General features: G+C 71.5%; 13 protein-coding genes. 6 read left to right on the forward strand and 7 right to left on the reverse strand.

Annotated features, from left to right (window positions below; all coding sequences use genetic code 11):
* Window positions 1-14 precede the first annotated feature (14 nt).
* A complete protein-coding gene (locus tag O7604_RS19190) occupies window positions 15-404 on the forward strand; it encodes a hypothetical protein (protein ID WP_030274248.1) in 390 nt (129 codons plus the stop codon).
* Between the two features lie 52 nt (window positions 405-456).
* Here O7604_RS19190 and O7604_RS19195 read toward each other — a convergent pair whose 3' ends face one another.
* A complete protein-coding gene (locus O7604_RS19195) occupies window positions 457-1,968 on the reverse strand; it encodes an APC family permease (protein ID WP_281577276.1) in 1,512 nt (503 codons plus the stop codon).
* A gap of 198 nt (window positions 1,969-2,166) precedes the next feature.
* Between O7604_RS19195 and O7604_RS19200 the strand changes: the two genes are divergently transcribed.
* Window positions 2,167-2,820 carry a GPP34 family phosphoprotein gene (locus O7604_RS19200; RefSeq protein WP_128137146.1) on the forward strand — a complete coding sequence of 218 codons (654 nt, stop codon included), beginning with the start codon at window positions 2,167-2,169 and terminating at the stop codon, window positions 2,818-2,820.
* 39 nt (window positions 2,821-2,859) lie between these two features.
* Here the strand turns inward: O7604_RS19200 and O7604_RS19205 are convergent, their stop codons facing one another.
* Window positions 2,860-3,459: a GNAT family N-acetyltransferase gene (locus O7604_RS19205; RefSeq protein ID WP_269705103.1), complete on the reverse strand. Its 600-nt coding sequence runs from the start codon at window positions 3,457-3,459 to the stop codon at window positions 2,860-2,862.
* 197 nt (window positions 3,460-3,656) lie between these two features.
* Here O7604_RS19205 and O7604_RS19210 point away from each other — a divergent pair, with 197 nt between their 5' ends.
* Together O7604_RS19210 and pulA are read left to right on the forward strand one after the other, a co-directional pair.
* Complete coding sequence (locus O7604_RS19210; protein WP_269705105.1) at window positions 3,657-4,301, forward strand: cellulose binding domain-containing protein; 645 nt, start codon at window positions 3,657-3,659, stop codon at window positions 4,299-4,301.
* A gap of 142 nt (window positions 4,302-4,443) precedes the next feature.
* Window positions 4,444-9,942: a pullulanase-type alpha-1,6-glucosidase gene (gene pulA / locus O7604_RS19215; RefSeq protein WP_281577277.1), complete on the forward strand. Its 5,499-nt coding sequence runs from the start codon at window positions 4,444-4,446 to the stop codon at window positions 9,940-9,942.
* A gap of 71 nt (window positions 9,943-10,013) precedes the next feature.
* On the opposite strand, the gene O7604_RS19220 is transcribed toward pulA, so the two are convergent.
* From O7604_RS19220 to O7604_RS19230, 3 genes are all read right to left on the reverse strand, one after another.
* Entirely contained in the window at window positions 10,014-11,900 is a 1,887-nt protein-coding gene (locus O7604_RS19220) for a hypothetical protein (RefSeq protein WP_281577278.1), read from the reverse strand.
* 284 nt (window positions 11,901-12,184) lie between these two features.
* Window positions 12,185-13,927: a hypothetical protein gene (locus tag O7604_RS19225; RefSeq protein WP_281577279.1), complete on the reverse strand. Its 1,743-nt coding sequence runs from the start codon at window positions 13,925-13,927 to the stop codon at window positions 12,185-12,187.
* A 265-nt stretch (window positions 13,928-14,192) separates the two neighbouring features.
* Window positions 14,193-15,668: an aminopeptidase P family protein gene (locus tag O7604_RS19230; protein ID WP_281577280.1), complete on the reverse strand. Its 1,476-nt coding sequence runs from the start codon at window positions 15,666-15,668 to the stop codon at window positions 14,193-14,195.
* A 112-nt stretch (window positions 15,669-15,780) separates the two neighbouring features.
* Here O7604_RS19230 and asnB point away from each other — a divergent pair, with 112 nt between their 5' ends.
* Window positions 15,781-17,742 carry an asparagine synthase (glutamine-hydrolyzing) gene (gene asnB / locus O7604_RS19235; protein ID WP_135241123.1) on the forward strand — a complete coding sequence of 654 codons (1,962 nt, stop codon included), beginning with the start codon at window positions 15,781-15,783 and terminating at the stop codon, window positions 17,740-17,742.
* Between the two features lie 60 nt (window positions 17,743-17,802).
* On the opposite strand, the gene O7604_RS19240 is transcribed toward asnB, so the two are convergent.
* Window positions 17,803-18,939, reverse strand: coding sequence for a lytic polysaccharide monooxygenase (locus tag O7604_RS19240; protein WP_269705111.1), 1,137 nt, complete (start codon window positions 18,937-18,939; stop codon window positions 17,803-17,805).
* Window positions 18,940-19,274: 335 nt separating this feature from the next.
* On the opposite strand from O7604_RS19240, the gene O7604_RS19245 reads away from it, so the two are divergent.
* Window positions 19,275-20,207, forward strand: coding sequence for a carbohydrate kinase (locus tag O7604_RS19245; RefSeq protein WP_281577281.1), 933 nt, complete (start codon window positions 19,275-19,277; stop codon window positions 20,205-20,207).
* Between the two features lie 96 nt (window positions 20,208-20,303).
* On the opposite strand, the gene O7604_RS19250 is transcribed toward O7604_RS19245, so the two are convergent.
* Window positions 20,304-21,530, reverse strand: coding sequence for a multidrug effflux MFS transporter (locus O7604_RS19250; protein WP_269705113.1), 1,227 nt, complete (start codon window positions 21,528-21,530; stop codon window positions 20,304-20,306).
* Between the last annotated feature and the right edge of the window lie 54 nt (window positions 21,531-21,584).

The following is a 21,584-nucleotide window of genomic DNA, read 5'->3' on the forward strand; positions in this document are numbered from 1 at the left end:
TAATGAGGAGCGTCGTGACGGCTTCCACCGACCTCGACACGCTCACCGACTTCTTCGACCGGTACGGCGTGGCGCTGACCACCGCCGACGTGCCGGCCATCGCCGGCTGCTACGCCCTGCCCGGGCTGGTGGTCGCCGACACCTACAGCTTCTCGTTCACCTCGCCGGCGGCGGTGGCGCTCAGCTTCGTCGGCGCCGCCCCGGACTACCAGGAGCGGGAACTCGTCGCGGCGAACGCGCAGATCGAGGACGTGCAACAGATCTCGGCGCTGCTCACCGAGGTGGCGGTGCGCTGGGAGTTCCTGGACAGCCAGGGCGGCGCGGTGCCCGGCGAGCGCTACCGCTACCTGCTGCGCACCACCGAGGACGGCCCGGTGATCTGCACCGTCATCCGTACCGCCTGATCGTGGTGGTGCGGCGGCCGGCCCGCGTGGCCGGCCGCCGCACCGACGGGCGTCAGCGGTGGTGGGCGCCGGCCCAGCGGTCGGCCTCGGGGGCCGGGTGCAGGCCGGGCTCGTGCAGGCCCTCCTCGGTGACCTGGCCGATCCGGCGGTAGGTCTCCGGCCGGCTGGTACGCAGGATCACGCCCCAGATCAGGCCGAGCACGCCCGCCGCCACCGGGATCGCCGGCAGCAGCCACTTCAGGTAGCTCGCCGTGTCGGGGGCGAGCAGCGCGTCGAAGTTGAACAGCAGCACCAGCAGCACGGCGGTGAGCAGGACCGTGCCGAGCCCCGGCGCGATCGCCCGCTGCCACGCGCTCTCCGGGCCGGGACGGCCCCGGAAGAAGCCCACCACGGAGGCCGAGGTGAGCGTCATCAGCAGCACGACGCCGACCGCCGCCGCGCCGGACAGCCAGGTGAACAGGTCGATGACCGGGTCACGGCCGGTCATCGCGAACGCCAGGAACACCACCACGGCGAGGATGCTCTGCACGACCGAGCCCGCGACCGGGGCGCCGCTGCGGCTGGAGGTGGCGCCGAGGAAGCGCGGCAGGACCCGCTCCCGGCCCAGTGCGAACAGGTAACGCGCCACGCCGTTGTGGAACGACAGCAGGGCGGCCAGCACGCTGGTGATGAACAGGACGTTGGCGATGTCGGCGACGACCGCGCCGGTGTACTGGTCGAGCGCGCCGAAGATGATGCCCGGACCCGCCTCGGCACTGGCCGCCGGGGCGTTCTCCGGACCGGTGAGCACGGTGAGCGCCCAGGCCGAGAAGGCGTAGAACAGGCCGGTGAACGCCACCGCGATGTAGGTGGCGCGGGCCACGGTGCGCCGCGGGTCCTTCACCTCTTCGCTGTAGATCGCGCCGCTCTCGAAGCCGGTGAAGGAGGCGATGGTGAACGCGAGCACCGCGCCGAAGCCGGCGCCGAACAGGTGGCCGGGGCTGATGCCGGCGGTGGTGACGGTGCCGCCGTCGGGGTTGGCGAAGGCCACCAGGTCGAAGATCAGCACGGCCACGCACTCGAGGATGAGCAGGACGGCGAGGACCGTGGCGTTGAGGTCGATGCGCAGGACGCCGAGCGCGCCGATGAACACCCAGGCCAGCAGCGCCCAGACCCACCAGTCGAGGCTGATGCCGGTCTTGGCGTCCATGAAGTCGCCGAGGATCGCGCCGAGCAGGCCGTACAGACCGATCTGGATCGCGTTGTACGCCGCGAGCGCGACAGCCGAGCCGGCCACCCCGCCGGCCCGGCCGAGGCCGTTGGCGATGTACGCGTAGAACGCGCCCGCGTTGGCGACGTACCGGCTCATCGCGGCGTAGCCGGTGGCGAAGACGGCGAGCACGGCGGCGAGGAGCACGTATCCGAGCGCGGCGCCGATGTTGCCGCTGACCGCGTACATGGTGGTGACACCACCGCCGAGAACGGTCAGCGGGGCGGACGCGGCGACGGTGAAGAAGACGAGGTGAGCGGTGCCGAGACGACCGCGGCGCAGCCCACCGTCGGAGAAGAACGGATCGGAGGACAAGGCTTCTCCAGGGGAGGGAGTGAGGGGATTGAGGTGTCTACTTCGGAACAACCTGAAGCAGGGTATTGGTGATCACGTATCGTGACAACCCCGCTTCGATATCGATTGGGGTGCGCGTGATCGCCCGGAATTGAGCTGTGCGTGGTCATGCCGTACCGTCCCGTGTCGACGATCACGGCCACCGTTCGAGGATGGACCATGACCTACCCCGGGGCACAGGCCACTTACCGGCTTGCGGATGCGCTGTTCCTTATCGGACACGACGAGTTCACCGGCAAGCCACACGTCGCCGTCGACCGGCTGGAGTGCGGGCTGGCCGGCGCCGCGCTCGCCGAGCTGATGTTCGAGGGCCGGATCGCCCTCGACGGAGGGGGGATCGCCGCTGTCGACCCGCGGCTGTGGCAGGAGCCGCTCACCGACCTGCTGATCACCGAGATCCTGCGCCGCGAGGGCGCGCATCCGGCCCGGCTGTGGATCCGTTACCTGCGGACCCAGCTCAACATCAACGAGCGGGTGGGCACCCGGCTGGTCACCGCCGGCGTCCTGCGCCGGGAGCAGGGCAAACTGATCGGCCGGACGGTGCGCTGGCCGGCCATCGACCCGAACCAGGCGGCGTCACCGCGGGTGCGGCTGACCGCGATGCTGATGCACTCGTCCCCGGCCGAGCTGGACCCTGGCACGCTGCTGCTGGCGACGCTCGCCGAGGCGGTCGGCCTGGCCGCGCACATCTTCGACCCACAGGTGGCCACGCGGATGCGCGACTGCCGCCGGTTCCTGCCGGCTCAGCTCGAGGGGCTGCTCGCCGCCGTCGTGGGCGCGCTCGACGTCACCACCACGACGGTACGGCGCTGACGTCCCGCCCCGGGCCGAGCCGGGGCGGGACGGCACCGGTCAGGCCGGGTCGCGCCACATCGGCTGGAGGCTGGGGCCTTCCGGCAGGTCCAGCGTGACCGGGCGGCGCCGGAATCCGAGCCGCTCGTAGAGCGCGGCGTTGCGCGGCGAGCTGGCTTCCAGGTACGCCGCGGTGCCGGCCTGATCCAGCTCGGCCAGCTTGTTACGCAGCAGCGCCGACCCGACGCCCTTGCCGTGATGGTCCGGGTGCACCCCGATGAAGGGCAGGTACCAGTGCGGCTCTCCGGGGTGCTGGGCGCTCATCATCTCGTCGAGCGTGCCGAACCGCTTCATGGCCTCCGCGCCGATGGCGGTCTCCATCCCGTCGAACTCGTCGCCGTCCTCGGCGTCGTGGCCCTCGCCGGTGGGCAGCCAGAGCGTGACGCCCAGCCCGTCACCGGCGATGTACACCTCACCGGTGCGCAGCGCCAGCGCGACGAACGGTGCGAAGAAGGCGCGGTGGACCCGCGCGCGATGGTCGTCGTCGGGGAAGACCCAGCCGCTCACCGGATCCCGCATGAAAGCCTCGGCGAGAATCGCCGTCACGACGGCGGCGTCCGTCGCGGACGCCCGCCGGATACTGTCCTGCCACTCAGTCACTGGCTATCCGTCCTACCGGCTCGACGAGCCATTGTGGTCATTGATCGGCGTGCAAGGTATCAGGTGCGAGGCACCGTGCGGCAGGGCTCGGGCGGGACGCTCGCCGCCACCCGGTCCGGGTGGCTACGCTGGCCCGGACCCCCGACAGGAGGACCATGTCCCGCACGCGCCGCCCCGGTCCGCAGCCCGGAGCTGCCATGACCTCGTCTCCCTGGATCCTCGTCGCCGCCGGCGTGGTCGTGATGGTGGTCCTGCTGGTGGTGGCGCTCGGCTCGGTGCGGGGCCGCAGTACGTTCCCGGCAGCCGGTCCGGCCGATCCGGTGATGTCGCTGCCGCAGGTCCCGCCGACGCCCACGGCGGCCGGTGCCACCGGTCCGTCGTCGGTGTCCGCCACCGCCCCGGTGGTGCCGGGTCTGTCGCCCCGGTCCACGGTGCTGCCCGCCCGGCCGACGCCGGCCGCGTCGACTCCGAGCCCTCGGGGTGTGGCCCGGCCGGTGCTGCCCCCGCCGTCTCCGTCCGCGCCGCCGTCCGCGGTGACCGGCCGGTACAGCGTGGCGAGTGCGTTCGACGGCGGCTTCATCGGTGAGGTGCTGCTGGTAAACACCGCGCGTACGGCGCACGGCTGGACGATCCGTGCGGTGTTCCCCGGTGGCCGGCTGGTCACCGCCTGGGTCGAGGGCGCCGAGCAGGGCGTGTTCCGCTTCGACGACGGCGTGTTCACCTACCGCAGCGGGTTCGACCTGGCCCCCGGGCAGTCGCTGCCGGTGCGGTTCCACATCGAGCGGGCCGGCACCCGCCCGGTGAGCTGCACCGTCGACGGCACATCCTGCGCCGAACGCTAGGTCGCACGGCCCGGTAGGGCCCGGCGTCGGTGCCTCCTCTTGCAAGGTGGCTGCTTTGTTGCGGCAGTGTTTGCAAGGTATTGCAGAATGTTTCGGCAAGGGCTAGCGTGCGGGCGAATCAGCGACCAGAGAAAGGCCGTCGATGAAACCGCCGCCGATATCCCCCAAGGCGCTGCTCGCCCTGGTCACCTCCCTCGTACTCACTCTCGTCGGCGTGCCGGTGGCCCTCCACCAGCTCGGCGCCGACGCCACCGGCCCGGCCGCCGCCACCCCCGACGTGCTGGCCGCCGGCAACGCTCCGCAGTGGAACCGCGAGCCGTCCCCCGACGCGCTGCTCAAGGCCGCCACCAGCACCAAGAAGGCGGAGCAGTTCTACTTCGTCCTGCCGGACCGCTTCGCCAACGGCGACAAGCGCAACGACACCGGCGGCCTGACCGGCGGCCGGCTCACCACCGGCCACGACCCGGCCGACAAGGGCTTCTACCACGGCGGCGACCTCAAGGGCCTGATCGACCGGATGGACTACATCCAGGGGCTCGGCACCACCGCCATCTGGCTCGCCCCGATCTTCAAGAACCGGCCCGTGCAGGGCACCGGCGCCGACGTCTCGGCCGGCTACCACGGCTACTGGATCACCGACTTCACCCAGGTCGACCCGCACTTCGGCACCAACGCGGAGCTGAAGAAGCTGGTCGACCTCGCCCACCGCCGGGGCATCAAGGTCTACCTCGACATCATCGTCAACCACACCGCCGACGTCATCCGGTACGCCGAGGACAAGTACGGCTACGTGGACAAGAAGACCGCGCCGTACCGCGACGCGCAGGGGCGCCCCTTCGAGGACCGCAACTACGCCGACGGCACCCGGAAGTTCCCGGCCGTGAACTCGACGTCGTTCCCGTACACCCCGGTGTTCGCCACCCCGGCCGACGCGAAGGTCAAGGTCCCGGCGTGGCTGAACGACCCGACCATGTACCACAACCGCGGTGACTCCACCTTCGCCGGGGAGAACAGCGAGTACGGCGACTTCTTCGGCCTCGACGACCTGTGGACCGAGCGTCCCGAGGTGGTGCGCGGCATGACCGACATCTACGCCGAGTGGATCGGCAAGGCCGGTGTGGACGGGTTCCGCCTCGACACCGTCAAGCACACGAACCTCGACTTCTGGCCGCAGTTCGCCCGGGGCGTCGAGGCCGCCGCGGCCAAGGCCGGCAAGAAGGACTTCTTCATGTTCGGCGAGGTCTACAGCGCCGAGCAGGAGATCCAGTCCACCTACGTGCGGCAGGGCGGACTGCCCGCCACGCTGGACTTTTCGTTTCAGGAGGCGGCACGCGGGTACGCCGCCGCCGACGGCTCGGCCAAGGCGCTCGCCGACGTCTACGCCAAGGACGACCTGTACTCCGCGCGCGACACCAACGCCAACCGGCTCACCACGTTCCTGGGCAACCACGACATGGGCCGGATCGGCTCGTTCGTCGCCGCCGCCGGTGGTGACGACGCCGCCCAGCTGAACCGCAGCAGGCTCGCCCACCAGCTCATGTTCCTCACCCGTGGCCAGCCGGTCGTCTACTCCGGCGACGAGCAGGGCTTCACCGGACCGGGCGGCGACAAGGACGCCCGGCAGGACATGTTCGCCTCGCGGACCGCCGACTACCTCGACGACGACCTGATCGGCACCACCCGCACCCACGCCGTCGACCAGTACGACACCCGTCACCCGCTCTACCGGACCATCGCCGAGCTGGGCAAGCTGCGGTCGGCACACCCGGCGCTGCGCGACGGTGTGCAGGTGACCCGGTACGCGGCCGACGGGCCCGGCGTCTTCGCGTTCTCCCGCGTCCTGCCGTCCGACCGGATCGAGTACGTGGCCGCGGTGAACAACGCCGCGACCCCGCAGACTGTCAGCGTGGACACCTGGTCGGCCGGCGCCCGCTTCACCGGCGTGTACGGCGACGCCGCGGGCGCGACCGCCGGCGCGGACGGCAAGCTGAGCGTCACCGTACCGGCGATGTCGGCGCTGGTGCTGAAGGCCGACCGGGCGATCCCGCAGGCCGGGGCACCGAAGGTCACGATCACCGAGCCGGGCGACACCCCGGTCCCGGGCAAGGCCGCCGTCACCGCCCAGGTGACCGGCGACCCGCTCGCCACCGTCACGTTCGCCGCCCGGGTCGCGGGCGGCAAGTGGACGCTGCTCGGCACCGCGCAGCGTGCGCCGTACACCGTGCACCACGACCTGACCGGCCTGCCCGGCGGCACCCGCGTGGAGTACAAGGCGGTGGTCCGCGACGGCAAGGGCCGCACCGCCACCGCCCGCGCCACCGGCACCGTCGGCACCCCCGACCAGGGCGAATCGCGGGACTGGGCGATCGTGCACTACCAGCGCCCGGCCGGCGGGTACGACGACTGGCGGCTCTACGCCTGGGGCGACATCGACCCGGCGTACGTGACGCAGTGGCCCGCCGGGCAGCCGTTCGCCGGTGAGGACTCGTACGGCCGGTTCGCCTGGGTCAAGCTCAAGCCCGGCGCGAAGTCGGTCGGCTTCCTCGTGATCGACGGCGACGGCAACAAGGACGTCGCGAACGACCGCACCATCGACGTGACTGCGACCGGCGAGGTCTGGGTCAAGCAGGGCGACCCGGCGGTCTACCCGACGCGGCAGGCCGCCACCGGCGAGCCCGACCCGCCCGTCGCGCAGGACACGGCGCTGATCCACTGGCGCAAGGCCGACGGCAACTACGACGGCTGGGGCCTGCACCTGTGGGACGGCGCGGCCACCCCGACCGACTGGGCCGCGCCGCTCAAGCCGGAGAAGATCGACGCGTACGGCGCGGTGTTCCGGGTGCCCCTGGCCGCGGGTGCGACCGGGCTGAGCTACATCATCCACCGAGGCGACGAGAAGGATCAGCCCGATGACCAGCGGCTCGACTTCGCCTCCGCGGGGCGTGAGGTGTGGCTCCTGGCCGGCGTGAAGGGACGGCTGCTGCCGACCACCACGTCCGGCGCCGCCAAGGACCTCGACATCACCAAGCAGAAGGCGCACTGGATCGACAGGTCTACTGTGGCCTGGCCCACCGGGCCGACCGACGGGCGGCGGTACGCGCTCGCCGTCGCTCCGGCCGGTGGGATCGGCCTCGCCGACGGTGAGCTGACCGGCACGTACACCACCATCGGGCTGCGGGCGCAGCGCAACGGGCTGACCGAGGCGCAACGGCAGGCGTACCCCCATCTCTGGGCCTCGCGCGCCTTCACGCTGGACCGCGCCGACCTGGCCAAGGTGCCGGCGGCGCTGCGCGGCCAGCTCGTGGTGACCGAGCGGGACGCCGAGGGCGCGCTGCTCGCCGCCACCGGCGTGCAGATTCCCGGTGTGCTCGACGACGTCTACGCGGCGGCGACCGGCGCGAAGCTCGGCCCGACGTTCGCCGGGCGGGTGCCCACCCTGGCGGTGTGGGCGCCGACCGCGCGGACCGTCTCGCTGGAGCTGTTCGACTCACCCACGGCCCAGCCGACCACTGTGGCGATGCGCCGCGACGACCGCACCGGCGTCTGGTCGGTACGCGGCACGAAGGCGTGGAACGGCCGCTACTACCGCTACCGGGTGCAGGCGTGGCAGCCGGCCACGCAGAAGATGGTCACCGCGTCGGTGACCGACCCCTACTCGGTGGCGCTCGCGGCGAACTCCACGCACAGCCAGATCGTCGACCTGACCGATCCGGCGCTCGCGCCGGCCGGCTGGGCGAACCTGCGCAAGCCGGCCGCCCCGCCGGCGTCGAAGATCCAGATCTCCGAGCTGTCGGTGCGGGACTTCTCCATCGCCGACACCACAGTTCCGGCCGACCGGCGAGGGACGTATCTGGCGTTCACCGACCCGAACACGGCGGGCATGAAGCACCTGCGGGCGCTCGGCGACGCCGGGGTCAACCACCTGCACCTGCTGCCGGCCTTCGACTTCGCCACCATCCCGGAGAAGCGGGCCGACCAGGCCCGGCCGAACTGTGACCTGGCCGCGCTGCCGCCGGACTCCGACGAGCAGCAGAAGTGCGTCGCGGCGGTCGCCGGCACCGACGGCTACAACTGGGGGTACGACCCGCTGCACTACACGGTGCCCGAGGGCGGGTACGCCGTCGACCCGAACGGCGCCAAGCGCACCACCGAGTTCCGGCAGATGGTCGCCGGGGTGAACAAGGCCGGCCTGCGGGTGGTGATGGACGTGGTCTACAACCACACCTCGGCCGCCGGCGCCGACCCGAAGTCGGTGCTCGACCAGGTGGTGCCGGGCTACTACCACCGGCTCCTGGAGGACGGGACCGTCGCCAACTCCACCTGCTGTGCCAACACCGCCCCGGAGCACGCCATGATGGGCAAGCTCGTGGTGGACTCGCTGGTCACCTGGGCCAAGGCGTACAAGGTGGACGGTTTCCGGTTCGACCTGATGGGCCACCACCCGAAGGCGAACATCCTGGCCGTACGGGCCGCGCTGGACAAGCTCACGCTCGCCCGCGACGGCGTGGACGGCCGCAAGATCCTGCTCTACGGCGAGGGCTGGAACTTCGGCGAGGTCGCCGACGACGCCCGCTTCACGCAGGCCACCCAGGCCAACATGGCCGGTACCGGCGTCGGCACGTTCAACGACCGGCTCCGCGACGCGGTGCGCGGCGGCGGCCCGTTCGACGCCAACCCGCGGGCGCAGGGCTTCGCCTCCGGCCTGTACACCGACCCCAACGGCGACGACGTGAACGGTTCGGCGGCGGACCAGCGGGCCCGGCTGCTGCACCAGCACGACCTGATCAAGGTGGGGCTGACCGGCAACCTGCGCGGCTACCGGTTCACCGACTCCACCGGCAAGCGGGTCACCGGCGCCCAGGTCGACTACAACGGCGCGCCGGCCGGATACACGGCCGCGCCGGGCGAGGCGGTCACCTACGTCGACGCGCACGACAACGAGATCCTGTACGACGCGCTGGCGTACAAGCTGCCGCAGGGCACCTCGGCGCAGGACCGGGCCCGGATGCAGGTGCTCGCGCTGGCGACCACGGCGCTCGGGCAGGGCGCCGGGTTCGTCACCACCGGCTCGGAGCGGCTGCGCTCGAAGTCGCTGGACCGCAACTCGTACAACTCGGGGGACTGGTTCAACCAGATCCGCTGGGACTGCGCCCAGGGCAACGGGTTCGGTGCCGGCCTGCCACCGGAGGCCGACAACCGCGACAAGTGGTCGTACGCGAAGCCGCTGCTGGCCGACCCGTTGCTGGTGCCGGACTGCGCGGCGATCGAGTTGGCGAACGCCCGGTACGCGGAGCTGCTGCGCGTGCGCCGGTCCTCGCCGGTGTTCGGGCTCGACACCGCCGAGCAGGTGCAGAAGCGGGTGGCGTTCCCGCTTTCCGGGACGACTGAGACGCCGGGCGTGCTCACCATGACCCTCGACGCCCGCGGGCTGGACGGGACGTGGAAGTCGGTGACCGTCGTCTTCAACGCCACGCCGGAGACGGCGAAGCAGACGGTCACCGGGCTGCGCGGGGCGAACGTGGCGCTGCACCCGGTGCTGCGGAACTCGGCCGACCCGGCGCTGCGTACCGCGTCGTTCGACCGGGCCGCCGGCACGTTCACCGTACCCGCGCGCAGCGTGGCGGTGTTCGTCCAGAGCTGACCGCACGGCCGACCGGCCCCCTGCCACGTCACGTGGCAGGGGGCCGGTCGCGTTACCTGTCGACCGTCAGGTCAGTTGAAGCAGTCCTCGACGGTGTTGGCGCAGTTGGTCGGGTCGTTGTTGCTGATGAGGGACTTGTCGTCGAGCTTGACGCGTCCTTCGTTGTTGAGGACGCCGCCGGCGACCCGGTGGAGCTTGCTGGAGTCGGTGGCGGTGTTCTTGGTGACGTGGGTCTTGGTCAGGGTGATCTTCGCCTTGTTGTTGAAGATGCCGCCGCCGTTGAGGGCGGTGTTGCCCTTGATGTCGGTGTCGCGGATGGTGAGGGTGGCGTTGTCGTCCTTGTCGTGCTCGCGGGTGAGGAAGCCGTCCTCGATCTTGATGAGCCACTCACCGTTGAAGATGCCACCACCGAAGCGGTTGGCGGTGTTGTCGACGATCTTGCTGTCGGCGATCGTGGCGCTGGCGTGCTCCTTGTTCTCCGGGTAGCCCCAGTGCTTGCCACCGGTGACCACCACACCGCCGCCGTCGCCGTCGGCGTGGTTCTTGGCGACGTGGACCTTCTCCAGGAGCAGGTCGGTGTTCTCGGCGTACACGCCGCCGCCGTTCTCGCAGGCGGTGTTGCCCGTGATCGCGGTGAAGGAGACCGTGACGGTGCCGCCGCTGCTGAACAGACCGCCACCGTTCTTGCCGGCGCGGTTGTCCGACAGGCTGGACTTGACGCCGTCCTTGCCGTGGTCGGAACCGAAGATCTCGACGATCCCGGCCGCGTGGTGCTTGCCCTTCGGGTCGTAGCCCTTCGGCGCGGCGGAGGCCGCCGGGCCGTGCCCACCGGACAGGCCGCTGCCGTTGGCGATGCCGCCGCCGTTGCCGCCTGCGGTGTTGTCGTCGACGTGGGTTTCCTCGACCTTGAGGATGCCCTCGTTGAAGATGCCGCCGCCGTCGCCCTGGGCGTGGTTGCCGACGACCTTGCTCTCCTTGAGCCAGGTGCGGCCGTAGTTGGCCACGGCGCCGCCGTCGCCCTCGGCGTTGTTGTCGACGAGCTTGACGTTGTCCAGGTAGGCGCTGCCGCCACGCTCGACGAGCAGCGCGCCGCCGTCACCCTCGACCCGCTTGTCGTCGTCCTTGCCGCCGTTCATGCCGTCGGCAACGGGCGTGACAGCGGCGGCGGTGGTCGCCGCGGCCGGGGCCGCGACAGCCGGGGCGGCGGCCGGTGCCGCGACCGCCGGAGCGGCCGGAGCGGCAGCCGGGGCGGCGGCCGGCGGCTGGCCGCCGCCGGGAGCCCCGCCACCCGGGTACTTGAACTCGTTGGCGTTGCCGCCGGAGACGGTGAGGTCCTTGAGGGTGAGGTCGCCGCCGTCGACGACGCGGAAGATGCGGAAGGTGTCTTCGGCGTCGCGCTTGATGGTGGAGCCGTTGCCCTTGATGGTGACGTCCTGCTTGATCTCGGGCAGGGCGGAGCCGACCTTGCGGTCCTTGACGCCGAGTTCGTAGGTGCAGTTCTCGGCGAGCTTCAGGGTGCCGCCGTGGTCGCGGTTGGCCAGTTCGAGGGCGTCGACCAGGGCGTCGTCGTCGCAGGCGACGTCGCGGGTCTTGCCGTGGTCGTCCTTGCCGTCCTTGCCCTTGTCCGGGCCCCACTCGCCGCGGTCACGGCCTTCCTGGCCACGGTCCTTGCCGTCCTTGCCGTTCCAGTCCTTGTCGTGCCCGTCCTTGTCGTAGCCGTCCCGGCCGTACTCGCCCTTGTCGCCGTGGTCATCGGCGCTGAGCTGCTGCGTGGTCGACCACTTGACGTCGGCGAGGCGGTGCGGGCCGGTGGCCCCGGTGGTCGCGTAGGCCACGCCGGCGAGGCTGACCGCTCCGGTCAGGCCCACGACGCCGGTGGCGAGCCACATCCGGCGACGCCGGAGCGGGGAGATGGTCTTGCTGGTGGCGTCATTGTTATTGCGAAGGTAGTTGGACATCGGAGCTCTCTGCCCTCTCCTTGTACCTGACAAGGTCGCTTCGCCTCGGCGAGGCGGCCTTCGCTACAAATCGGTTGTAGCTGCTGAAGATGACCGTATGAGAACCTTCTTCGCCTCGCGGCCATACACGAAAAAAACCCGCATAAGGGTGCGGGCGGGATGGGCGGGCGCAGTGCGGTCCGGACGCCCCGGCGGGGGACACGGCGGTCGGCCGGGCCGCTCCGGGGTGGGAGCCCTCCTCGCACGACGGCGAGAAGGGCTCCCCGGTTATGTGGTGGTGCGGTTCAGTTGAAGCAGTCCTCGACGGTGTTGGCGCAGTTGGTCGGGTCGTTGTTGCTGATGAGGGACTTGTCGTCGAGCTTGACGCGTCCTTCGTTGTTGAGGACGCCGCCGGCGACCCGGTGGAGCTTGCTGGAGTCGGTGGCGGTGTTCTTGGTGACGTGGGTCTTGGTCAGGGTGATCTTCGCCTTGTTGTTGAAGATGCCGCCGCCGTTGAGGGCGGTGTTGCCCTTGATGTCGGTGTCGCGGATGGTGAGGGTGGCGTTGTCGTCCTTGTCGTGCTCGCGGGTGAGGAAGCCGTCCTCGATCTTGATGAGCCACTCACCGTTGAAGATGCCACCACCGAAGCGGCCGGCCGTGTTGTCCACGACGGCACTGTCGGCGATCGTGGCGCTGCCCGCCAGGCCGTCCTTCTCGGCGCCGTTGCCGGCCCAGTCCCGCCCGCCGGTCGTCACCACGCCGCCGCCGTCGCCGTCGGCGTGGTTGCCCGCCACGTGGACCTTCTCCAGCAGCAGGTCGGTGTTCTCGGCGTAGACGCCGCCACCGTTCTCGCAGGCGACGTTGCCACCGATCGCGGTGAACGAGACGGTGACCCAGCCGCCGCTGCTGAACAGACCACCACCGTTGCGACCCGCCCGGTTGTGGCTCAGCGTGCTCAGCGAGGCGTCCTTGCCCTCGTACGCCCCGATGATCTCGACGGTGCCCGCGTGGTGCTTGCCGTGCTCACCCTTGCCGGCCTTCGCGGCCGAGGCCAGGTCGACCGGCCCGTCGTGGTGCTCACCGCTGCCGTTGGCGATGCCGCCGCCGTTGCCGCCTGCGGTGTTGTCGTCGACGTGGGTTTCCTCGACCTTGAGGATGCCCTCGTTGAAGATGCCGCCGCCGTCGCCCTGGGCGTGGTTGCCGACGACCTTGCTCTCCTTGAGCCAGGTGCGGCCGTAGTTGGCCACGGCGCCGCCGTCGCCCTCGGCGTTGTTGTCGACGAGCTTGACGTTGTCCAGGTAGGCGCTGCCGCCACGCTCGACGAGCAGCGCGCCGCCGTCACCCTCGACCCGCTTGGCGTCCAGCTCGGCCAGGTCGGCGGCCTTCGGCACGGACGGCCCGGGGTACTTGAACTCGTTGGCGTTGCCGCCGGAGACGGTGAGGTCCTTGAGGGTGAGGTCGCCGCCGTCGACGACGCGGAAGATGCGGAAGGTGTCTTCGGCGTCGCGCTTGATGGTGGAGCCGTTGCCCTTGATGGTGACGTCCTGCTTGATCTCGGGCAGGGCGGAGCCGACCTTGCGGTCCTTGACGCCGAGTTCGTAGGTGCAGTTCTCGGCGAGCTTCAGGGTGCCGCCGTGGTCGCGGTTGGCCAGTTCGAGGGCGTCGACCAGGGCGTCGTCGTCGCAGGCGACGTCGCGGGTCTTGCCGTGGTCGTCCTTGCCGTCCTTGTCCCAGTCGCCCTTGTCCGGGCCCCACTCGCCGTCCTCGCGGCCTTCCTGACCACGGTCCTTGCCGGCCTTCTCGCCGCCCTTCCCGCGCTCGCCGCGGGAGTCGTCGCCGGCGCTCTGCGGCGCGGCGGCGTGGTTGTCCGCCACCGGTTCGGTGCCGGGATTGTCGTCGCGGGCGGCGAGACCGCCGAGCGCCGCCAGCCCGACGACGCCGGTCAGCCCGGCCACGCCGGTGGCGACCCAGAGCGCCCGCCGCCTGCTCGTCCGCGGCGGGGGCGTCATCGGAGCGCCGCCGTCGGGTGTCGTTACGTCGTTCGACATGAGAGCCCTTTCGGTTCTTCCCAAACGGGTCGCACCGCCCCAGGCCGGGCGACCAGCTACAAACCGGTTGTAGCCTCTGATCAGCACCGTATGAGAAGGTTCCTCGCGAGGAAGACGTATCCGAAAAAAGCCCGCATTCCTCCCACGAACGGCGGTCGGTGAGCAACCACGTCAGGGGGACCGGAACGGCCCAGACAGCGACAGGCCCCACCACCCGCCGTCGAGGCGCGGTGGTGGGGCCCGCCGGAGAAAGCGGCCGCAGGGATCAGCCGGGCAGGCGGGGTCCCGCCTCGCGCTGCTCGGCCAGCCAGGTCTCCACCTCGGCGGAGGCGCGCGGCAGCCCGGCCGACAGGTTCACCGGGCCGTCGGCGGTCACCAGGATGTCGTCCTCGATCCGCACGCCGATGCCCCGCAGCTCCTCCGGGACCAGCTCGTCCTCCGGCTGGAAGTAGAGCCCCGGCTCGACGGTGAGCACGTACCCCTCGCCGAGCGGCCCCTCGCGGTAGGTCTCCTTGCGCGCGTTGGCGCAGTCGTGCACGTCGATGCCGAGCATGTGGCTGGTGCCGTGCAGCGTCCACCGCCGGTAGACCGTGGAGGTCGGGTCCATCGCCTCGTCCACGCTCACCGGCAGCAGCCCGAGATCCTTCAGCGCCTCAGCCAGCACCCGCATCGAAGCCAGGTGCACGTCCCGGAACGCCACGCCGGGCCGGCACATCTCGATGCCGGCCTGCTGCGCGGCGTACACCGCGTCGTAGACCTGACGCTGCAACGGCGTGAACCGGCCGTCGACCGGCAGCACCCGGGTCACGTCGGCGGTGTAGAGGTTGCGGTTCTCCACGCCCATGTCCATCAGCAGCAGGTCACCCGGGCGGGTGGCGCCGTGGTTGTGCACCCAGTGCAGGATCGTGGCGTGCTCGCCGGCCCCGACGATCGAGCCGTACCCGACGTCGTTGCCGTCGTGCCGGGCGCGCAACGCGAACACGCCCTCCAGCAGCCGCTCGGAGACCCCGCGGTCGGCCGGCAGCGCCCGGGCCACGTCCTCGAAGCCGCGCACCGTGGCGTCGCACGCCTCCTGGAGCTGCGCGATCTCCCACTCGTCCTTGACCAGCTTCAGCTCGGCGATCGTGATCGCCAGCTCCCGGTCGCGGCCGGGCTGACCCTCGGCGCGCGCGCCGTCGTAGGGACGCACCGCCGCGTCCACCCGGGCGTCGAAACCGCGAAGCACCCGGGTACGCCCCGGCGCCAGGTCGGCCAGCGCCGCGTCCAGCTCGCTCAGATCGGCCGTCGGCAGGCCCAGCTCGGTGGACTTCTCCCGCAGCGTCGGCCGGCGGCCCACCCACAGCTCACCGTGGCGGCTGCGGAAGAACTCGTCCGTCGCCCGGGACGACCGGGGCCGCATGAACAGCGTGGACTCGCCACCCGGCCGCAGCACGAGGACGCTGTCCGGCTCCAGGTCGCCGGTCAGGTACGCGAAGTCGCTGCCCGGCCGGAACCGGTGGTCGGTGTCGTTGGCGCGTACCTTCTCGTTGCCTGTGGGGATGACCAGCGTCTCGCCCGGGAAGGCCTCGGCCAGCGCGGCCCGCCGCTTGGCGTGGTTGGGCACCTCCGGGCGCGGGGTGACCGGCAGTTCGGTGTCCCGCCAGCCCTGCCGCATGAACGACAGGAACGCCTCCGGGAAGTCCGGGTCGTGCGACTCGGTGCCGTCCGCCGCCTTGCCCTGCCGGTTTCGCTCCTCAGCCATCATTCGCCCTCCCTGAGCCCCGTCGCTGGTCCCGACGGTACCGCGCGCACGTCAGCGGGAGGTGCCTGCGGTGCCGCGACGACGGCTTCCGGCGCGTGGAAAGATGGCGGCCATGTGCGGACTCCTGGCCTTCTTCAGCGCGCGCGGCGACGCCGCCGCCCACCGCGACCACATCGCCGGCGCACTGGAGTGCCTGCACCACCGTGGCCCGGACGAGACCGGGGTCGAGGTGGTCGGCGACGCCTCCGGCCGGTACGCGGACGGCGTGTTCGCGCACAAGCGCCTGGCGATCATCGATGTGGCGCTGAGCCACGAGCCCCTGCCCTACGCGGGCGGGCGCTACCTGCTCACCTTCAACGGCGAGATCTACAACTACATCGAGCTGCGTGAGGAGCTGATCCGCGACTACGGCGCCCAGTTCGCCACCAACGGCGACGGCGAGGTGATCGTCGCCGGCTACCACTACTGGGGTGAGCAGGTGCTCACCAAGCTGCGCGGCATGTTCGCGTTCGTGATCTGGGACCGGCAGGAGCGGCGGGCCTTCGGCGCGCGGGACTACTTCGGCATCAAGCCGCTGCACTACCTCGAGACGCAGGACGGCCTCTACCTCGCCTCGGAGAAGAAGGCGCTGCTGCCGTTCGCGCACTCGGCGTACCAGGGCGACGCGGGCATCGACACCGCCAACCTGAGCCACTACCTGACGCTGCAGTACGTTCCCGAGCCGGGCACGCTGCACAAGGGGATCAGCCGGATCGGCTCGGGGGAGTACCTGACCTGGACCCCTGGTGGCCGGATCGAGGTGCGCCGCTGGTACCGGCCGGTGTTCCGCCCGGCCCCGGTCTCCGACGAGCAGCGGCTCTACCACGACATCCGGGAGACGCTGCGCGAGAGCGTCCGGATGCACATGCGTTCGGACGTGCCGGTCGGCTCGTTCCTGTCCAGCGGCATCGACTCCACCGCGGTGGTGGCGCTGGCCCGCGAGTTCAACCCGAACATCCTCACCTTCACCGTCGGCTACGACGTGCCCGGCTACTCCGAGATCGACGTGGCCCAGGACTCGGCCCGGCACCTCGACGTGACCACCATCCCGACCAAGATCGGGCCGCAGGACATGATCGACGCGCTGCCGAAGATCGTCTGGCACCTGGACGACCCGGTCGCCGACCCGGCGCTGGTGCCCCTGTACTTCGTGGCGAAGAAGGCCGCCGAGCACGTCACCGTGGTGCTCTCCGGCGAGGGCGCGGACGAGTTCTTCGGTGGCTACACGATCTACCGGGAGCCGCTGTCGCTCAACGCGGTCAACAGCCTGCCCGACGGCGTGCAGAAGGGCCTGCGCGCGGTGTCCAAGGCCATCCCGCAGGGGGTCAAGGGCAAGAGCTTCCTGGAGCGCGGCACCACCCCGATCGAGGAGCGCTACTACGGCAACGCGCGGATGTTCACCGAGGAGGAGAAGCAGCACCTGCTGCGCCGCTACGACCCCTCGGTGCGCTACACCGACGTGACCGCGCCGATCTACGCCGAGTGCACCGAGCTGGACGACGTCACCAAGATGCAGTACGTCGACCTCTACACCTGGCTGCGCGGCGACATCCTGGTCAAGGCCGACCGGATCTCGATGGCGCACTCGCTGGAGGTGCGGGTGCCGTTCCTGGACCGGGAGGTGTTCAACGTCGCCGCCGGCATCCCGGTCGACCTGAAGCTGCCGCCGCGCTCCGAGGCCACCAAGTACGCGATGCGCCAGGCGCTGCAGGGTGTCGTACCGCCGGCCATCGTCAACCGCAAGAAGCTGGGCTTCCCGACCCCGACCCGGGTCTGGCTGCGCGGCGAGATGTACGAGTGGGCGCGGCACGTGCTGTCCACCTCGGGCGCCGGCGACCTGATCGACCTGTCGTACGCGATGCGCCTGCTGGAGGAGCACAAGCGGGAGGAGGCCGACCACTCCCGCAAGGTGTGGACCGTGCTGATCTTCTGCATCTGGCACGCCATCTTCGTGGCCAAGACGCTCGACCCGGGCATCCAGCGCAACCAGTCCGCGCTGCTCACCAAGCCGGTCGTCGGCAGCATGGTGCGCTGACCCGAGCGTGACGAGGAAGGGCCCCCGGGATGTTCCCCGGGGGCCCTTCTCCGTGCGTGATCAGCGACCGGTGCAGGTGACAGTCGGCAGGGAGTTGGTGCCGGAGAAGTTCGCCGTGAAGCCGAACGTGGTGGTGCCCTCCGGCGGGACGCTGCCGTTGTAGGCGGCGTTGGAGACGCTCACCGACGCCCCGCTGCCGCTCAACGTGCCGTTCCACACCTGGTTGATGGTCTGGCCGCTGGGCCAGGTCCAGTTCGCGGTCCACCCGGAGTACGTCCGGGTGCTGTGGTTCATGATCGTCACTTCGCCCTGGAAGCCGCCACCCCAGGCGGTGACCACCTTGTACACCGCCATGCAGGAGCCGGCCGGCATGGTCGGGCTGGTCGTCACCGGCGGAGGCGAGGTCGGCGGTGCGGTCGTCGGCGGCGCGGTGGTGGGCGGCGCGGTGGTCGGCGGCGCGGTCGTCGGGGGGTTGCTGCCGCCCGAGCCGATCCCGGTCACCTCGCCGTTGCCGCCGTCGAACGTCACGTCCGAGCAGCCGAAGAAGTTCTCCTGGCTGTCCGAGCGGACCCAGCGCGAGTAGATGATGTGCCGGCCGCTCTTGTTCGACGGCAGGTTGCCGCTGAAGTAGTAGTGCCCGTCGTTGGTGCCCACCGCGCCGCGCTGCGGCGGGTTGGTCACCTGCAGGAACGGCTGCTCCTCCAGGTCGCTCCAGGCCAGCGGCCGGTTCGGGCTCCAGCTGTCCTTGGTCACGTAGAAGTAGAACGTGCCCGGGTGGTGGGCCCAGTTGCTGTACCGGAACTCGATCGACCGTCCAGCCGTCAGGTGCGTGAGCGGCCAGTCGTTGCGCGCCGCGTCGTACCCGCTGAAGCCGGGGTTGCCGCCGCTGCACAGCTTGCCGTCGGGGATGAACCCGACGGTGCGCCCGCCGGCGTCGGAGCGCAGCACGCTGAACCAGTTGTACAGCGAATTCGCCCCGCTCTCGGCCACCGCCGACGAGCAGGCGGGGTTGTTCGGCCGGATCTCACCGGTTCCGGTGAGGCCGTCCTTCCAGCACAGGTAGGTGCGGGCGCCCGGCGTCATGGCCGCGCCGTGCGCGGCCGCCGGTCCAGAGTTGGTGACCAGGGCGAACGCGCCCAGGGTCAGGGTGGCGGCCGCGGTGAGCAACGCGGCCGTACGGGATCGGGTTCGGTGCACGGGGATCTCCTGACTCGCGGAGCGTGGCCCGGTTCGGCCTGCTCCGCTGCGACGAGCGGATGCGACGATCGCGGTGCCCGCGCCCGGTCAGCGTGCGGCCGGGGCCGTCGACGGGCGCGCACCGTCTGCGGTCCGTTGCCCAACGGACCGTGGATGCCCTCGCGTCGGATCGACCCGGCGGCCGGTGACGCGGCAGCCCCCGCGTCGTCACCCGGCACCGCCATCCCACCACGTCCGGCCGCGGCCCGCAATAGGTGCTGCTCGATGCCAGGGTCCCGGCGCGCCGGGACCCTGGCATGCGCCAGGATCGGGGGAGGACGACGAGGGGAGCCAGGATGGGGTACGCGGTGGTGCTCGGCGAGGCACTGGTGGACCTGCTCGACGCCGAGCACGACGGGGAACCCGTCTACCGGCAGGCGATCGGCGGCGGCCCGCTCAACGTGGCGGTGGCGATCGCCCGGCTCGGCGGGGACGCACGGTTCGTCGGGTCGCTCGGCGACGACGCGCTGGCCGGACGGATCCGCGCCTTCCTCACCCGCGCGGGAGTGGACGTGAGCGGGACGGTGACGGTGCCGGCCCCGACCGCGCTCGCCGTGGCCACGTTCGCCGGTGCGGAGCCCGACTTCCGCTTCTACGGCGAACCCCGCTCGTACGCGCTGCTCGGCCCGGACGACCTGGACGTGGCGCTGGTCGAAGGTGCGGACGTGCTCTACTGCGGCTCGATCGTGCTGCTCGACCCGCCGGTGCTCGCCGCGGCGCGGCGTGCCTGGTCGATCGCGGGCGCGCTGCGGGTGTTCGACCCCAACGTGCGGCCCCGCCTGCTCACCGCGCCGGGCGCGCTGGACGGGCTGCGGGCGGTGGTCGCCGAGTTCGCCGCCGCCGCGCACCTGGTCAAGCTCAGCAGTGCCGACGCGCGGCTGCTCTACCCGGACGAGCCGGTCGAGGGCGTCGCCGCGTACCTGCGGGAACTGGGCGCGAGCACGGTCGTGGTGACGCTGGGCGCGGACGGCGCCCTGGTCGCGGCCGCCGACGACGTGGTGCGCGTCCCCGCGCCGAAGGTGGACGCGGTGGACGCCACCGGCGCGGGTGACTCGGTGATGGGCGCGCTGGTGGCCGACCTGCTGGCCGCCGGTGAGCCGGCCGACCCGGCGGGCTGGCGGGAGCGGGTCGCGTTCGCGCTCCGGGTGGCGGCAGTCGTGTGCGAGTCGCCCGGCGGCGCCACCGCGATGCCCACCCGCACCGAGGTAGCAACCCGCTTCGCGGGGTAAGGAAGGGCCCCTTCTCAACGCCTGAGGTAGAGGAGGGGCCCCTTCTTGACACCCGCCCCCCACGCGGCGGCCAGCTCAGGCGCGCGGCGGCCGACGTCAGGCGCGCGGGCGGGCCAGTGTCAGGACGGCGGTCAGGGACAGGGCGGCGGCGCCGGCCAGGACCACCGCCATCGGCAGCGCGCTGCCCTCGCCGCCGAGCCCGACCAGCGGCGCGGCCAGCGCGCCCACCACCGACTGGAGACCGCCCATCAGCGCGGCGGCGGTGCCCGCGTGCCGGGCGTGCGCGTCCAGCGCCAGCGCGGTGCTGTTCGGCATCACCATGCCGAGCGAGCCGACGAAGGCGAACAGCGCCACCGCCGTCAGGGCCAGGCTGCCGGCCAGCGCCCCGCTCAGCACGCCGAGCGCGGTGACCAGGCCGGCCACGAGCGTGGTGACCAGCAGCCGGCGCGGGGTGAACCGGTCGAGCAGCCGGGCGTTCGCCTGACCGACGGTCACCAGGGCGAGCGCGTTGACGCCGAAGATGACGCTGAACACCGCCGCGGACACGCCGAAGACGTCCTGGAACACGAACGACGACCCCGAGATGTACGCGAACAGCCCGGCGAACGCGAAGCCCTGCGTCAGCGCGTACCCGAGGTAGACCCGGTCGGCTAGCAGCGACCGCATGGTCCGGACGGTGGCCCCCAGGCCACCGGTGTTGCGGCGCTCGGCGGGCAGCGTCTCCGGCAGACGCAGCGCGACGGCGACGGCGAGCACCGCCCCGATGACGGCGAGCGTCACGAAGACGGCCCGCCACGAGCCGAATCGCAGCACCAGGCTGCCCACGCCGGGCGCCGCCACCGGCGCGACACCGAAGACCAGGGTGAGCCGGGAGAAGTACTTCGCGGCGTCCCGGCCCGCGTAGAGGTCACGGACGACCGCGCGGGCGACCACCACGCCCATGCCGCCGGCGACGCCCTGGGCGAACCGCGCGGCGGCGAGCAGCGGGGCGTTCGGCGCCACGGCGCACGCCAGCGCCAGCACGGTGTACGCGACCACGCCGACCAGCACCGGACGGCGGCGCCCCCAGCGGTCGCTCAGCGGGCCGGTGACCAACTGCCCCACGGCGAGACCGATCAGGCAGGTGGTCAGCGAGAGCTGGATGCCGGCCTGGTCGGCGCCGAGGTCGCGGGTCATGGCCGGGAACGCCGGCAGGTACATGTCCAGCGACAGCGGGCCGATCGCGGTGAGCGAACCGAGCAGCACCAGCAGCGTCACGCCGCCGGTGGAGGCGGTGGTGCGGCGGGCGGTCGGGCGCGCGGTGGCCGGCGCGGCACTGCTCACGAGTGGGTACCCCCTGGATCTGGTGCGTCCGGGGTACCTTACATCTGTAGTCAG

The sequence above is a fragment of the Micromonospora sp. WMMA1947 genome (genome assembly GCF_027497355.1).
Taxonomy (GTDB): Bacteria; Actinomycetota; Actinomycetes; order Mycobacteriales; family Micromonosporaceae; genus Micromonospora.